The sequence below is a fragment of the Sporosarcina sp. FSL W7-1349 genome, assembly GCF_038003045.1.
Lineage (GTDB): Bacteria > Bacillota > Bacilli > Bacillales_A > Planococcaceae > Sporosarcina.
In genome coordinates, this window is record NZ_JBBOOK010000002.1 from 695,650 (window position 1) to 710,270 (window position 14,621).

The 14,621-nt window shown below is 43.7% G+C and carries 13 protein-coding genes; 9 read left to right on the forward strand and 4 right to left on the reverse strand.

Features of this window, described 5'->3' with window-relative positions:
* Positions 1–297 precede the first annotated feature (297 nt).
* Genes MKY41_RS17405 through MKY41_RS17445 form a run of 9 tightly spaced genes read left to right on the forward strand, consistent with a single transcriptional unit; the run spans position 298 to position 9,505 of the window.
* A complete protein-coding gene (locus MKY41_RS17405; protein ID WP_340746269.1) occupies positions 298–2,409 on the forward strand; it encodes an acetate--CoA ligase family protein in 2,112 nt (703 codons plus the stop codon).
* A gap of 16 nt (positions 2,410–2,425) precedes the next feature.
* Positions 2,426–3,661 carry an acyl-CoA dehydrogenase family protein gene (locus MKY41_RS17410; protein WP_340746270.1) on the forward strand — a complete coding sequence of 412 codons (1,236 nt, stop codon included), beginning with the start codon at positions 2,426–2,428 and terminating at the stop codon, positions 3,659–3,661.
* A gap of 20 nt (positions 3,662–3,681) precedes the next feature.
* The gene (locus MKY41_RS17415; protein WP_340746271.1) at positions 3,682–4,494 is read left to right on the forward strand and encodes an enoyl-CoA hydratase-related protein; all 813 of its coding nucleotides are present in this window, start codon (positions 3,682–3,684) and stop codon (positions 4,492–4,494) included.
* A gap of 33 nt (positions 4,495–4,527) precedes the next feature.
* Positions 4,528–5,286, forward strand: coding sequence for an SDR family NAD(P)-dependent oxidoreductase (locus MKY41_RS17420; protein ID WP_340746272.1), 759 nt, complete (start codon positions 4,528–4,530; stop codon positions 5,284–5,286).
* An 18-nt stretch (positions 5,287–5,304) separates the two neighbouring features.
* Positions 5,305–5,859 carry an NADPH-dependent FMN reductase gene (locus MKY41_RS17425; RefSeq protein WP_340746273.1) on the forward strand — a complete coding sequence of 185 codons (555 nt, stop codon included), beginning with the start codon at positions 5,305–5,307 and terminating at the stop codon, positions 5,857–5,859.
* Positions 5,856–6,368, forward strand: coding sequence for a flavin reductase family protein (locus tag MKY41_RS17430; RefSeq protein WP_340746274.1), 513 nt, complete (start codon positions 5,856–5,858; stop codon positions 6,366–6,368). The genes MKY41_RS17425 and MKY41_RS17430 overlap by 4 nt, the downstream gene beginning before the upstream one ends.
* Complete coding sequence (locus MKY41_RS17435; protein ID WP_340746275.1) at positions 6,365–7,126, forward strand: carboxymuconolactone decarboxylase family protein; 762 nt, start codon at positions 6,365–6,367, stop codon at positions 7,124–7,126. The genes MKY41_RS17430 and MKY41_RS17435 overlap by 4 nt, the downstream gene beginning before the upstream one ends.
* Before the next feature lie 5 nt (positions 7,127–7,131).
* Positions 7,132–8,301 carry an acyl-CoA dehydrogenase family protein gene (locus tag MKY41_RS17440; RefSeq protein ID WP_340746276.1) on the forward strand — a complete coding sequence of 390 codons (1,170 nt, stop codon included), beginning with the start codon at positions 7,132–7,134 and terminating at the stop codon, positions 8,299–8,301.
* 19 nt (positions 8,302–8,320) lie between these two features.
* Entirely contained in the window at positions 8,321–9,505 is a 1,185-nt protein-coding gene (locus tag MKY41_RS17445; RefSeq protein ID WP_340746277.1) for a CaiB/BaiF CoA transferase family protein, read from the forward strand.
* Between the two features lie 143 nt (positions 9,506–9,648).
* Here the strand turns inward: MKY41_RS17445 and MKY41_RS17450 are convergent, their stop codons facing one another.
* The 4 genes from MKY41_RS17450 to MKY41_RS17465 form a co-directional block, all read right to left on the reverse strand.
* The gene (locus MKY41_RS17450) at positions 9,649–11,574 is read right to left on the reverse strand and encodes a sigma 54-interacting transcriptional regulator (RefSeq protein ID WP_340746278.1); all 1,926 of its coding nucleotides are present in this window, start codon (positions 11,572–11,574) and stop codon (positions 9,649–9,651) included.
* Between the two features lie 265 nt (positions 11,575–11,839).
* Positions 11,840–12,781, reverse strand: a complete 942-nt coding sequence (locus tag MKY41_RS17455; protein ID WP_340746279.1) for a phosphotriesterase family protein — start codon at positions 12,779–12,781, stop codon at positions 11,840–11,842.
* Positions 12,782–12,796: 15 nt separating this feature from the next.
* On the reverse strand, positions 12,797–14,104 hold the full coding sequence (locus MKY41_RS17460; protein WP_340746280.1) for a TRAP transporter large permease: 1,308 nt from the start codon (positions 14,102–14,104) through the stop codon (positions 12,797–12,799).
* Between the two features lie 11 nt (positions 14,105–14,115).
* Positions 14,116–14,601, reverse strand: a complete 486-nt coding sequence (locus MKY41_RS17465) for a TRAP transporter small permease (protein ID WP_340746281.1) — start codon at positions 14,599–14,601, stop codon at positions 14,116–14,118.
* Positions 14,602–14,621: the final 20 nt, after the last annotated feature.

The window sequence follows — 14,621 nt, forward strand, 5'->3', positions numbered from 1 at the left end:
TTGGTCTCCCAATCAATACTCCATTGTTTCAAAAATGAAACGTAATGTTGGAACATACATCAAAGTTTCAGCTTTACTCAATTACCTCGTTACCAAAATAAGTTAATATCCATAACATAATCTTCAAAATGACAATTTAAATAACACTTTATTACAAATTAGACTATTAAAAATTTTTCCTTATTCTTTTATTGAGTTTGGCACCTGTCTTGCTTCTAAAGAGAGTGTAACAAGGCTTTGTTGTTAAAAAGCTCTAGCTTTGACTCATGGAAAGAAATTGGAAGGGGGTAAACTGATTTGAATAATCTAGAAGCGTTATTTAATCCGAAAAGTGTAGCTATTATTGGCGCTTCACCGGATGCCAAGAAAATTGGCGGAAGGCCTTTAAGCTATCTTCAACGATATGGTTTCAAGGGAGCCATTTATCCAATCAATCCAAAATATGAAGAGATTAATGGTCTCACCTGTTATTCAGATATTTTACAAGTGCCGTCACCGGTTGATGTTGCAATTATTGCACTGCCTAGTCAAGTCGTTATTAAGAATCTCAAGATGTGCGCCTTGCACGGCGTAAAGTCCGTTGTTATTTTCAGTGCGGGTTTTGGAGAGATCGGAGAAGCCGGCAAACAGGAACAAGATAAAATTCTTCAGATTGCAAAAGAGCATAATATTCGAGTGCTAGGACCGAACTGTCTTGGACTGTTCAACGTAGAAAGCGGATTTTATGGAACTTTTTCTACGATCCTTGAAGAGGAAAAGCCTTTAAAGAGTTCTATCGGCTTTGTCAGTCAAAGCGGAGCGTTCGGTTCCCATGTATTTACATTGGCTAGAAAACAAAATATTGGGTTCAGCTATTTCGTAGCAACCGGAAACGAAGCGGATATTGATGTAGCCGATTGTATTGAGTTCTTGGCGACCGATCCGAATACCAATGTTATTGCATGTTATATCGAAGGAGTGCAAGACGGGGAGAAATTGATTAAAGCTTTCCAATTGGCTCGTGCTAATCAGAAGCCTGTCGTTGCCTTGAAAGTTGGTCGTACTGAAGTAGGTATGAAGGCCGCCATGTCTCATACTGGCTCAATTGTAGGCTCAGACCGTGTATTTGACACGATATTCAGCCAAAATGGTGTCTTCCGAGCCGAGACGATTGATGAATTTCTGGATGTAACCTATGCCGTTTCCCAATTGCCACCCTTGCAAGGGAATCGAGTAGCCGTATTTACCATTTCGGGCGGCGTAGGAATTTTATTAGCAGATCAACTTGCACAGCAGCAGTTTAAACTGCCCGAAACGCCTCCAATGGTTAAAAAACAGTTACAATCAATTTTACCAATTGCCGGAACTCAAAATCCAATTGATACAACTGCGCAAATATCCTACCTCCCTAATTTGTTGGAAGACTTTATGGAAGCGGTTTTATCAAGCGGTGAATATGATGCAACCATCGTCTTTTTAGGATTTGCCGGACTCAAACATGATTCGATCAAAGGCCGTATTGCCTCCTTGCAAAAAATGCGAGACCGATACCCACGTATACCGCAAGTTTCAGTAACCATTAACAGTCCTGAATCCAGTCAAGCATTCAGCGAAGCAGGCGTATTCGTTTTGCAAGACCCTACTAGAGCAGTGACGGTTCTAAAAGCAATGAAACAATTTGAAGAGTTCAAAAATGCCCCTACTCCTCGACATATCGAAAAACAAGACATCGATATGACGAAATTGGATACTGTGTTGACTGAATTTGGCACCAAACAGTTTCTGCAGCAATTTGATTTGCCGATTACGAACGAGTTTTTAGCCCTTACCGAGGAAGAGGCGGTTATCAATGCAAATAAAATCGGTTATCCGCTTGTCCTAAAGGGCATGTCGCCTCAAATCCTACATAAAACGGACAAAGGCCTCGTCAGCTTGAATATCCAATCAGAAGAACATGTCATTTCTGAATTTAGAAAACTAAAAAAGATAATTGAAGACACTGCGGATGCCGCCTTTGAAGGTGTACTGATCCAGGAAATGCTCAAAGGGGATTATACAGAACTATTCGTCGGCTCGAAGAAAGATCCCATTTTTGGACAAATGGTGATTGTCGGATTAGGTGGTATCTATATAGAAGTCTTAGAGGACATTTCCATGAGGAAAGCTCCTATCTCTTCAGCTGATGCACGAGAAATGATAGCAGAACTGAAAGCCGGCAAAGTCCTGGAAGCCTTCCGCGGCAAGCCTGCCAAAGACATCGATGAACTGAGCCAAGTCATCGCTAAGTTCAGTGAACTAATCGTCAGCCTAGATGATGACCTTCTCGAAGCAGATTTGAATCCCATCATGGTTTTCAGTAAAGGGCAAGGTGTCAAAATCGCAGACGGCTTAATGACATTCGCACAACAAAATAAAATAGCAATTAATTAAAAAGGAGAATATAACTATGGATTTCACAATTCCTGAAGATACACAAGAAATTATTAACGCGTTAAAGCAATTTATCGAAAAAGTGGTCATTCCTCTCGAGGAAGAGAACCACGACCTCTTATATAATGAGCGGAATTACTATTTGGAAGACGGCCGACGCCATCCAAAGGTAGAGGAACTCCGGAAAATTGTCCGGATGGAATCAGCTAAAGCCGGCTTCTACACAATGCTTGGGGACAAAGAGCTTGGCGGAGAGCAGCTTGGGCCAATTACTGCCCTTCTCGTTGCCGAAGCCATCAATAAATTCTACCCGAACCGGAAGTTAATCGATCAGGTCATTATTCCATCTCCTTTTACAAATGGATTAACCCCTGTATTGCGCGGATTGAAGCCATCATTGAAGGAAAAATATTTGCCGAAAATTGCAAGTGCCGAAGAGACACTATGTTTCGGATTGACAGAGCCGGATGCAGGATCCGACGTTTGGGGTATCCGGACGAAAGCAGTTCGCGACGGCGATGAGTGGGTCATTAACGGGACAAAACAATGGATTTCAAATGCTCCTTACGCGAACTACTGCATGCTGTTCGCTATTACGAATCCAGAACTACATGCACAGCGTAAAGGCGGCATCTCTTGCTTCTTTGTGGAAACAAAATCGGAAGGATTTACGGTAGATTCCGTAATTGCCACAATGGGATCGCTTGGTGGGGATGCGGCCATCATTACAATTGATAATTTGCGTGTGCCTCACGAGAATGTCATCGGTGAAGTGGACCATGGTTTCACAAAAGCCATTCACGGGATTAATAACGGGCGTCTCGGTATGAGTGGAAAATGTATCGGTTCGGCACAATGGGCACTTAAGAAAGCCGTAGAATACGCACAAATCCGAAAAACTTTCGGCAAACCAATTGCCGAACATCAAATGATCCAAAATATGATTGCCGAATGCGCAATGGATATTTATGCAGCACGGAATATGGCTTTGCACTGCGCATGGAAAATCGAAAACTCTAAGAAAACGCCTGCTAAAGAGATTTCCATGGTGAAAGCATATTGTACGGAAATGGTAGGACGCGTTTACGACAAAGCCATTCAAATACATGGCGGTATGGGACTTTCCAATGAATTGGAGCTGGAAGCCGGCTATCGAATGGCCCGCCTCATGCGCATTCCAGATGGAACTTCCGAAATCCACCGTCGTACCGTCGCACGTAGCTTGCTAAAAGGTGATTTGACATTCAGCTAATTATAGAGGAGGAACTGAGCATGACACAAAACCAATCTGTAACGGAAAAAGCAATCTTAGTTGAGAAAAAAGGAAAAATTGCTTACATCATCTTAAACCGTCCTGAAAAGTTAAACGCCTTGAACCCAGCATTGTTCGAGGAGTTGGATGAAGCGTTGGATTTATTGGAAAAAGACGATTCCGTCAGCGTCTTGATCATCAAAGGGAATGGAAGAGCGTTCAGCGTTGGATATGACGTAACCAAGTACAATATCCCGACAGTCATTGAAGATAAGAATAAACTTGAAGCTTATACTCGCCGCTGGATTCGTATTTGGGAATATCCAAAGCCGATTATTGCCCAAGTCCATGGATATGCACTTGCGGGCGGCACACAACTAGTCGCCTGCTGTGACATCGTCGTGACGGATGAAGATACGCAATTCGGATTCCCTTCCTTGCCGCTTGGCGGCGGCTTTGTCGGCATTTATTGGGGTTGGCATGTCGGGCATCAGCGTGCAAAGATGCTTGATCTCACTGCTGGCAGCCGGATTAACGGTAAGGAAGCGGAGCAGTACGGCATCGCAGCAAAATGTGTGCCTGCCGGTCAGTTGGAAGAGGAAGCTTTGAACATTGCACGCGGCATTGCAAAGACGCCTTTGGATATTTTGAAACTAAAGAAGCAAGCGCATAACCGCATCATGGACTTGCAAGGATTCCGCACAGGCATTATGTTCGGCCCTGAGCAAGATGCAATCATCCATACTGCGGATGGCATCAAACTAGTACAGCAAAAGATTGAGGAACATGGCCTTAAAGGGGCAATTCAGTGGTTCAACGAACAGGATGTGTAAGAGAGAAACTCTGCCAGAACGGGAGTGTTGTCAATGCGTTTTCAAGATAAAGTGGCTATAGTTACGGGCGGATCCCGTGGTATCGGGGCAACGACAGCACAGTTGCTGGCCAAAGAAGGAGCAAAAATCGCAATCTTTGATGTCCAGGACACTTCCTCGATTGTTGCCGACCTACAGGAAACAGGTACTGAAGTCATCGCGGAAACTGTTGACCTCACAAAAGCAGCTCAAGTGAAGGAAGCCGTTTCCAAGACATATGCCCACTTTGGCCAGATTGATATTTTAATTAACTGTGCTGGTGTGCTACAGGATAACCTGATTGACCAAATGACCGAACAAGAATGGGATGTTGTCATTGATGTGAACTTGAAAGGAAGCTACTTGATATGCCAGGCGGCAGCCCCTTATATGTCAGCAGAGGGCACTGGGAAGATTGTCCTTATTTCTTCCCAAGCCGCTCTAGGGGCTGTGGGTCGTGTCAACTATGCGGCTGCCAAAGCAGGCGTGCAAGGCATCACACGTTCACTGTCGATGGAACTCGGACCAAAAGGCATCAATGTGAATGCAATTGCTCCAGGTTTTATTGATACTGAAATGAGTCTTGTCTCTGCAAATTCGGCGGCGAAACGGGGCATTGCTGATTTTCAGAAGGCAAAAGAAGCGTTCATACAGCACAATCCGATCCGCCGTACTGGCAAACCGGAAGACGTAGCCTATGCCATTCTATTTTTGGCGTCAGAACAGGCCAGCTATATTACGGGTCAGACCTTATACGTGACAGGAGCACCTTAAATTTGAGGAGGATGTCTAATGAAAGTGGTTGGAATTAGCGGTACACTCGTCGGTTCGAAGACCCGTGTTCTTGTCGAGCATCTCATGCAGCAAGTGAAGCAACAATATCCCGAATGTGAGACGGATCTCGTCGATCTAAAGGAATACTCGCTTGAACTTTGTGATGGTCGCCCAACAGAGCAATACGGCAGTGATACAAAAGAGGTTATCCGCAAGATTGAAGAAGCCGACGCATTTCTCATCGGGACTACCATTTTGCACGGCTCCATGCCGGGCGCCCTCAAGAATCTGTTTGAATTAGTGCCCGTCTCCGCATTTTCAGATAAATTTACAGCATTCGCAGCGAATGGCGGAAATCCCCTTCACTATTTAGCGATCGAAAACTATGTAAAACCGATTGCCAGTTACTTGAAAATGTGGTCACTGCCTGAATACCTGTTTGTTTTATCATCGGATTTTAATAAAGAGAACCGGTTAACGGGAGAGTTGAAACTTGGAGAAGTCGATTCATTTATAGATCGGTACACTACAGTTTTGAAACAAATCCATGCGGGAAAGGTGGAACTATCATGAAAGTGAAAAATAAGGAAATGTCCGAACAGCTATTCAAAGAAGTCATGGGAAGCTATCCGTCCGGTGTCACGGTCATCACTACAATAGATCAAAAGGGTAATCCTATCGGCCTCACTGCCAATTCATTTGTTTCTGTCTCGATTGAGCCACTGCTTGTCCTCTGGTGCATCGACAAACGTGCCAATAGCTACTCAGCATTTGGCCCAGCCGATAAGTTTGCAGTGAACATTTTGGCCGCAGACCAAGCGGAAGCCTGCTGGACCTTTGCAAGCAAAACAGAAGCGGATCGATTTGGGAAACAGGATTGGTCCCTTTCAGAAAACGGATTGCCGATTTTAACAGGTTCCTTTGCATCATTGGAATGCAAAAAAGTCCAAGAAGTTGATGCGGGAGATCATTATATTTTAATCGGTGAAGTCATTGATATTGAAAAATCCGAATTGGATCCGATGCTTTATTTTAAACGGAAAGTAGGCGCGGTTCCTTTAGAATTTGGTAGTCAATCATGAACGGCAAGCATGTAAAGGAAGTCCAGTCTTCCAGCCACGAGGCATACTGGGATGAGCAAGTTGAACAACTGTTGGCCGATGATCCGGAGTTCTTGGAAATTTACAAAAACTTTGTTTCGTCGCCTTGGCGAAACGGATATCTCGAGCCGAAGATCAAAGAACTTCTCAATATTGCCATCAGCGCCTCCCCCACTCATTTGTATGCCGAGGCAACCCGGACTCATATCCAAAAAGCATTATCACTCGGGGCCACAAAAGAAGAGATTTCCGAAGTTTTGAAAGTAGTTAGTATTTTAGGCGTCCATACGTGCGCAGTTGGCGTTCCAATTATGATGCAACATTTCAGAGGTTCTGGACAATTGATAGACGAATCCCACAATCACAGCGAACGCGAGCAATTAAAAGAACAGTTCATCAAGACGATGGGCTATTGGAATCAATTCAGAGATGACTTGATTCAGATGGATACCGCGTTTTTCCAATACTACTATGAGTTTCTGACAGAGCCCATGCGCCGCGGGATACTTGAACCAAAGATAATTGAATTCATCTATATTGCAATCGATTCATCCACAACGCATTTATTTGAAAAGGGCATTGAAGTGCATATTGAAAATGCTCTCAAGCATGGTGCTACGCAAGGCGAGCTTCTGGAAGTATTCCAGCTCACCTCCTCCCTCGGCTACCATTCGTTATCAATGGGATTGCCGATTTTAGAGGAAGAAGTACGCCGACAGAAAAATCTAAGCAAAGGATGAACGGCATGGTAACTATTTTTCAAGAAGAAATTTTGGATATGAAAATCAGCGTAAGGGACTTTATTGACAATAAGGTAGATTTATATGCGGATCAAATTGAAAGGGAAGATAAAATCCCCGAAGAGATCATTGCGTTAAGCAAGGAAATGGGATTGTTTGGTCTCAGTATTCCCGAAGAATACGGCGGCCTTGGGTTAAATATGGTCGGTAAATGCGGCATTTACGAAGAATTAGGAAGAACGAGCAATGGATATACGACCTTGATCGGCGCACATACCGGCATCGGTTCGGTCGGCATCGTCGAGCTTGGAAACGAAGAACAAAAACGTAGATACCTTCCGAAAATGGCAACTGGTGAATATATTGGAGCCTTTGCATTGACCGAGCCAAGTGCGGGGTCGGATGCCACCGCATTGCAAACAACAGCAGTCCGTAAAGGCGATAAGTTTATATTAAACGGTTCAAAACACTATATTACAAACGCTCCCGAAGCCCAAGTGTTTACCGTGATGGCAGTAACGGATAAATCAAAAGGTGCTAAAGGGATCACCTCCTTCATCGTCGAAAAGGACTTTAAAGGCTTGGTGATTGGCAAACACGAAGAAAAAATGGGCTTGCGCGGCTCACATTCAGCCGAAGTGTTTTTCGAGGATTGCGAAGTCCCCATTGAGAATGTACTAGGCGAAGAGGGATTAGGTTATGTCAACGCACTCAAAATTTTGGCAAATGGCCGTGCCGGTCTGGCTGCCCGTAATTTAGGCTCCTGCCAAAAACTACTGGAAATGTCTATTCGATATGCCAGTGAACGTACCCAGTTTGGAAAGCCAATTATAGAACAGCAAATCATCCAGCACTATTTGGCGGAGATGGCGCTAGACATCGAATCTTTACGCGCCCTAACGTATCATGTGGCAAACTTGGTCGATTCCGGCAAGAAAGTCATTAAGGAAGCCGCCATGGTAAAATTGCTAGGATCGGAAGTATATAACCGAATCGCAGACAAGGCGGTTCAAATTCACGGTGGTATCGGCTATATCCGCGAGTATCCGATTGAACGCTATTACCGTGATGCACGCATCACCAAAATTTACGAAGGTACGTCAGAAATCCAGAAAAACATTATTGCTTCTCAGCTTATAAAGGAATTCAATAAATATAGTCAAGTTAGATCGTGAATCATTAGGAGGGATAGCCGTGAAACTGCCTTTGGAAGGTTTTCGTGTAATCGATTTATCCCGGACGTTAGCCGGACCCTATACGACCATGTTGCTGGCAGACATGGGAGCGGACGTCATTAAAGTGGAAGAGCCAAAATCGGGAGATGAATCAAGACGATTCACTCCCCCAAAATGGAATGAGGAAAGCTGCTATTTCCTATCAGCAAACCGTAATAAACGAGGCATTACGGTAAATTTGAAATCTCCAGAAGGGGTGGAGATTGTAAAACAACTTGTTAAAGATGCCGATGTGGTCATTGAAAACTTCCGAACCGGGACAATCGAGAAACTAGGATTAGGTTACGAAGTCTTGAAGGAGATCAACCCCAAGCTCGTCTTTTGCTCAATCTCTGGTTTTGGACGGACTGGGCCCGACAAGGATAAAGCTGGTTACGACGTATTATTGCAGGCAATCAGCGGTCTCATGAGCATTACAGGGACCGAAGAGGAGCCTGCGAAAGCCGGCATGTCTATTGCAGATTTGTCTACCGGCACATTTGCAGCGTTTTCAATTGTCAGTGCCTTGATGGGAGTCCAAAGAAATGATGTTGGACAATATTTAGATGTTAGTTTACTCGATTGTCAAGTTGCCCTGTTAAATCATATGGCTACAGGCTATATGGCTAATGGTACATATCCGAAACGAATGGGAACAGCTCATGCCTCCCTTGTTCCGTACAGCGGCTTTCATGCAAAAGATGCAATTGTCGTAGTGGCTGTCGCAAATGATGGATTATGGAAAAAGTTTTGCCAGGCTCTCGAATGGCATGACTTGGGAAGCGATGAGCGTTATACTTTGAATTACAACCGTGTCCAATACCGAGAGGAATTGGAGAGTTTAATCAGTGAACGATTCTCTCAACTTGATAGCGCGGACATCATCGAAAGGCTGGAGTCATTTGGAGTACCATGCGGCAAAATTCAAAACATTGAAGAAGTCATGACGAGCCCCCAAGTCATCGCTAGAGAAATGATGGTCGAAATAGAGCACCCGAACATACCGGATTTGAAAGTACCGGCTTTCCCGGTAAAGTTTTCAGAAACCCCGCCGACTGTACGGTATGCTCCCCCATTGCTAGGTGAACATACAAATGATGTATTACAAGATCTCGGCTATACAGAAGAAACCATTAAAGAGCTGCGGGCTCGAGAGGTTATATGACGTGCAACATATGATTTTCGCGAAGACTTCTGTATCTGGCGGCCGATTGGTTGCAGATGCAGAAGTTTTATTCGCCTTTCAGATCGCACGTTTTTACCAACCGCTTGTTTACAAGCTGTCACTTCACTTAGCTCCTCTTTTGGTTACTTAATTCCCGCCTCACTCAACTTCCTCCATAAAGTACTTCTGCTGATTCCTAATATTCTGGCCGTTTCTTGTCTATTACCATTCGTCTGTTCTAATACTTCCTGGATTTTTGCAATCTCCACTTCTTTTAATGCCTGGTGAAATGAATGATTATCCTCCTCGCCACGTCCCAGTAAGAAGAAGTTTTCCTCAATCGCTTCCTGCAAAAAACCGAGAAACATTTCCCTCGAAGTTTTATTTGGGTTTTCTACATACGCATACAATCTCTCAATCGTATTTTCGAACTCGCGCACATTCCCTTTCCACTGATGCTGCTCGAGCAGTGGAAGTACATCTAAATAGTATTTCTCCACCATTGGATAATATTGCGGGTAATGGTACTTGGTGAAATGTTTTAACAATAAGCCCAGGTCCTCTCTGCGATTTCTCAGTTCCGGCAAAAAGAGATTGAGCACAGCGATCCGATAATATAAATCCTCGCGAAACTCTCCCGCTTGGATGCTTTCGATTAAATTCACGTTGGTTGCAGAAATCACACGTACATTGATTGGCGTTGCGGTGGCACTACCGACGCGGCGCACCATTTTCTCTTGCAGTACACGCAATAATTTGGCCTGCATGCTTAATGGTAATTCCCCGATCTCATCGAGGAAAATTGTACCGTTATGAGCCACTTCAAACAGCCCTGCCTTCCCGCCCTTTGAAGCTCCTGTAAAAGCACCTTCACTGTAACCAAAGAATTCGCTTTCTAAAAGATTTTCCGGGATAGCCGCGCAGTTTACAGCGACAAATGGGTGTTTGGCTCGTTGACTCGCGTTGTGGATGCTTTGGGCAAACAGCTCTTTCCCCGTCCCGGTCTCCCCTAAAATCAGCACATTGGAATGGGTTCGGGCAAATTGCTTAGCCTTTGAAATAACCTTCATTGTTTGCGGGCTTTCTCCAATAATATCTGAGAAATTATATTTTGCCCCCTCAAATCTAGTATTTAACTTGCGCCGCACCTTATTCTCTTTTTGTTGCAACAATTCAACATCCGAAAATATGACTACCATACCATCCAGAAGACCATCGACATATATCAAATGAGTATTCACCAAAAAGTTTTTACCTTTATAATTCATCACAACATCCGACAGGACTTTCTGCGACTGCAAGGCTCCTAGAAATTCACTCTCGGGCAAGATGTCTGTAATCAGCAGTGAAGTCGGGTCATGCAAATCGTCCAATTCCAAGAAATTGATGGCTGCCTGGTTCATACTTATAATTCGGCTTGTGACATTTAAACTGATCACGCCCTCTTGGAAATTCTCCATGATCAACTCAAGCCGCTTCAGGTTGCTCTTTTCGACCACTCTAGCATTCAAAATATTAAAAGCAATATCTACCGCCAGTTTAATCGTTTCATCGCCATACCAAAGCACCCCCTGCATGCCGGCTTCCTTAGCCATGTTTACAATTAAGCCCGAACCGATGACCACCAAATCTTTGTCGGCAGATAAGGATTGAATTACTTCAGCGGCATGTTCTCTTGTTGTATAGACACGTTGCTGAATATTCAGTCCTAATATATTATTTAAATGCTGGTCATTGACAGTGTTGGACTCGATAAACTCCTTATAGTAATTGACGATGCAGATTTTTTTCGAGTAATTGGATGCTTCGATCAAAGCATTTAAAAAGTCTTTTGTCTGTAACCGCAACGGAATAATACGGCCTCTGACATTCATACTTCTTAATCTCTCCGCCAATACGACACCACAAATTAGAACGTCCTCGCTGCCAATATATTGAGGATGGTTTAAAATATGTGTTGATTCAACTTCTTGGATTGTTAGTTCTTTAATCGTATCTCTTCTTTTCTGAATTTCTTGCTTCATATAATCTACGAGCGGATAAGAACCCGCAACTAATATTTTCAGCATTGAAACTCCACTCCATTCCCCCGGAAAATAAATAATCAGTTGAGCATTCGTTGCCTGCCAACTGATTAGTATTGTACACTTTTTATTCATCCTTTGAAAAACAGGGAAGCCGCCACTTTGATGAAAGCCGAAGTCTCTGTTCTGGTCGCCACTTCCTCATTCATCCTAGGAAGAACGCCCCTTCTTTGACTGCATGCCAAAGAATGGAGCGTTTCTCCTTTAATTCATCAGAGCATCGATGCAAATTTCTTAGTTGAGGTATGCCTCATTTGCTAAACCAAGACTTTACATTCTCAACCATCATAATCTGGATTTGTTCATCCGTTATTCCTTGTTCCAATAATGTTGGAATAACCTCTCTCAATAAAAACGTCATAGACCAATCTGGATACGCTTCTTTTTTCAAATGGTTCGGCTTATACATATCAGTGGTGCAACAATAATCTTGGGATAGGAACATCCGGTCAGCATATCCTTTATCGGCCAGCTTCTTGACCGTCTCATTCCGCTTCTCGGTTGATAACGCTTTGGTGAGCCCATAACGGTCCATCCCGATGAAAACTCCGTAATCGAGAACTTTTTCGATATACTCAAGGTTATCAGTGTCTCCGCAGTGGCCAATCAAAACCCGCCCCATATTGACGCCCTCTTCTTTGAAGATTTCTACTTGTCTGAGTCCCGTTTCCGTGGCGGGATGCGAATGCGTCATAATAGGCAAACCGGTTTGCAAGTGGGCACGCGCGACCGCTCGAATGACCTTCTCCACGTCAGGAGTAATCCCTTGTGCATCTGCCGCACACTTCAGAAACCCAGCTTTAATCCCCGTGTTTTGTATGCCGACTTCAATATCCCGAATAAACTGATCCGCCAAAAAGGCGATGCTATTTACCGCAAATCGGGAAGGGAGAAAATTAAAAGTATACACACCGGTTGCCGGAATAATTTGCACCCCTGTTTCCCTAGAAATTCGTTTCATTAGTTGGACATCCCGATCCAGCCCCATCACGGTCGGGTCAAATATCGTTTTTACACCGAAACGCTTCGCCTCAGCGACTTGCCTTACAGCTAATTCAAACTCCTCCTGTTCATCGTACAAATGGGGGAATTGAACCGCCACCGCCTCGGATCTCGTTCTCATATGTTCGTGAATCAATGTATAGCCTAGATTATCGAGATCCAATGCACCTGTTACTGAATTGATTTTCATGGATGTCCCCCTTCTCTATTTCACAGCATTCGGCAGGAATGTTGCAATATCCGGGAAAAAGTATAGTAAAAAAATTAACGATATGATCGGAACCGCAAAAACAAAGGCCCCTTTAAAAATGCTTCCTAAATCGAGTTCCTTCACAACTCCGCGTAATACAAAACAGTTCATGCCAACTGGAGGCGAGATCAAGGCCATTTCCACAAGTAGCACAATAATCACACCAAACCAGATCAAATCAAAATCATACAATGCCAAGGTCGGCAGCAAAATTGGAATCGTCACGACCACCATCGCCAATGTATCCATGATGGCACCGAGTATCAGATACATCACTACGAGCAAAAGGAAGAAAGTAAATGGCGATAGATTGCTAGAGAATAGAAAATCCGCTAACAGATTCGGCACACGGGTGATGGTCAACACATAGTTCAGTACAAATGCGCCAAACACAATGGCAAAAATGAACCCGGTTGTTTTAATTGTACCAAATACAGCTTCCGACAAACTCGCTTTCGTTAACTTTCTGCGCATCAACGCAATCAGGAATGCACCTAACGCACCGATCCCTGCAGCCTCCGTTGCTGTGAACCAACCAAAGTAAATGCCGCCCATGACCACAATAAATAAACAAATGATCCAAATATTGGACTTAATCGACCGAAACTTTTCTTTCCAAGAGACTTTGGCTTCCCCCTCGGACGGGCCGAGTTTAGGATTGATTAAAATTGCCAAGTAAATAGTTAATATGAAGAAAAGAGTCAACAAAATACCTGGCACGATGCCTGCAATCAACAGTTTTCCAATTGACTGTTCTGTAATCATCCCATAGATGATGAACATCGTACTAGGTGGGATTAATATACCGAGCGTTCCTCCAGCCACGATCGAACCGCCTGTCAGCATCTTGGAATAGCCCCTATTTAGCATCTCTTTCGATGATACAAGTCCGATTGTACTTGTCGTTGCTAGACTGGAACCTGACGAAGAGGCAAATACTGCAGAAGCGCCGATCGTCGCCATAGCCAATCCGCCCTTGAGACGACCAAACCAGTTCCGGAACGTTTGAAATAACTCATCGCTGAATCCGGAAACAAATAATAATTGGCCCATTAAAACAAATAGAGGGATCGTGCTTAGTGTGTAGTTATAACTCTGTTCCCAAATGACGCTTTCTATTGATGTAAATAAAGTATTACTGCTCTTCAAGTACAAAATGGCCACAAATGAAGGGAGAGCCATCGACAGAACAATAGGTACTCGTAAAAACATCAAGAGAAACACAGCAACAATGACTAAAACCCCTACCATTTCTACACCCATCCATATCCCCCCTATTCGTCAAATTTCTTGTATTCTTTGGATGTGAGTAACACGATGGTCTTTTGAAGTGCCACTAAAGCCCATGCAATAAACCCGACAATGAGCAAGATTTTGAGCGGGTAAAATTTAATCCCCAGTAAGACAGATGAATGCATAGGGTCAAATTTTACGATAAAGGCATACGAGACAACAGCACAAAAAATCACTGTTAAAACCAGAGAAAAGATATTCAATATCTTTTGAATAAACGGAGGGAAATTATCTACCAGAATTCCTACTTCAACATGCCCGTTTCGAAACTCGGTATATGCCATAGACCCGACGACTAAAGCGACCATCGCTATTTGAACGAGTTCCATATCCCCGATAATTGGATGGTTGAACGCCCTAGAAATTGCTGCAAGTCCGACAAAAGCCATCATGAAGAGTAAGGCCCCATACGCTATGTATGCATTGATGAATGCAAGTCCCTTGATGAATCTATTAATGATTGTCATATTCTCTCCCCCCTTTTATA

What these genes read in the sequence shown, in the direction of transcription:
- MKY41_RS17465 (WP_340746281.1), bottom strand. Translation starts at nt 14,601, where the DNA reads ATGACAATCATTAATAGATTCATCAAGGGACTTGCATTCATCAATGCA.
- MKY41_RS17460 (WP_340746280.1), bottom strand. Translation starts at nt 14,104, where the DNA reads ATGGGTGTAGAAATGGTAGGGGTTTTAGTCATTGTTGCTGTGTTTCTC.
- MKY41_RS17430 (WP_340746274.1), top strand. Translation starts at nt 5,856, where the DNA reads ATGAAAGTGAAAAATAAGGAAATGTCCGAACAGCTATTCAAAGAAGTC.
- MKY41_RS17420 (WP_340746272.1), top strand. Translation starts at nt 4,528, where the DNA reads ATGCGTTTTCAAGATAAAGTGGCTATAGTTACGGGCGGATCCCGTGGT.
- MKY41_RS17435 (WP_340746275.1), top strand. Translation starts at nt 6,365, where the DNA reads ATGAACGGCAAGCATGTAAAGGAAGTCCAGTCTTCCAGCCACGAGGCA.
- MKY41_RS17455 (WP_340746279.1), bottom strand. Translation starts at nt 12,781, where the DNA reads ATGAAAATCAATTCAGTAACAGGTGCATTGGATCTCGATAATCTAGGC.
- MKY41_RS17415 (WP_340746271.1), top strand. Translation starts at nt 3,682, where the DNA reads ATGACACAAAACCAATCTGTAACGGAAAAAGCAATCTTAGTTGAGAAA.
- MKY41_RS17440 (WP_340746276.1), top strand. Translation starts at nt 7,132, where the DNA reads ATGGTAACTATTTTTCAAGAAGAAATTTTGGATATGAAAATCAGCGTA.
- MKY41_RS17425 (WP_340746273.1), top strand. Translation starts at nt 5,305, where the DNA reads ATGAAAGTGGTTGGAATTAGCGGTACACTCGTCGGTTCGAAGACCCGT.
- MKY41_RS17410 (WP_340746270.1), top strand. Translation starts at nt 2,426, where the DNA reads ATGGATTTCACAATTCCTGAAGATACACAAGAAATTATTAACGCGTTA.
- MKY41_RS17450 (WP_340746278.1), bottom strand. Translation starts at nt 11,574, where the DNA reads ATGCTGAAAATATTAGTTGCGGGTTCTTATCCGCTCGTAGATTATATG.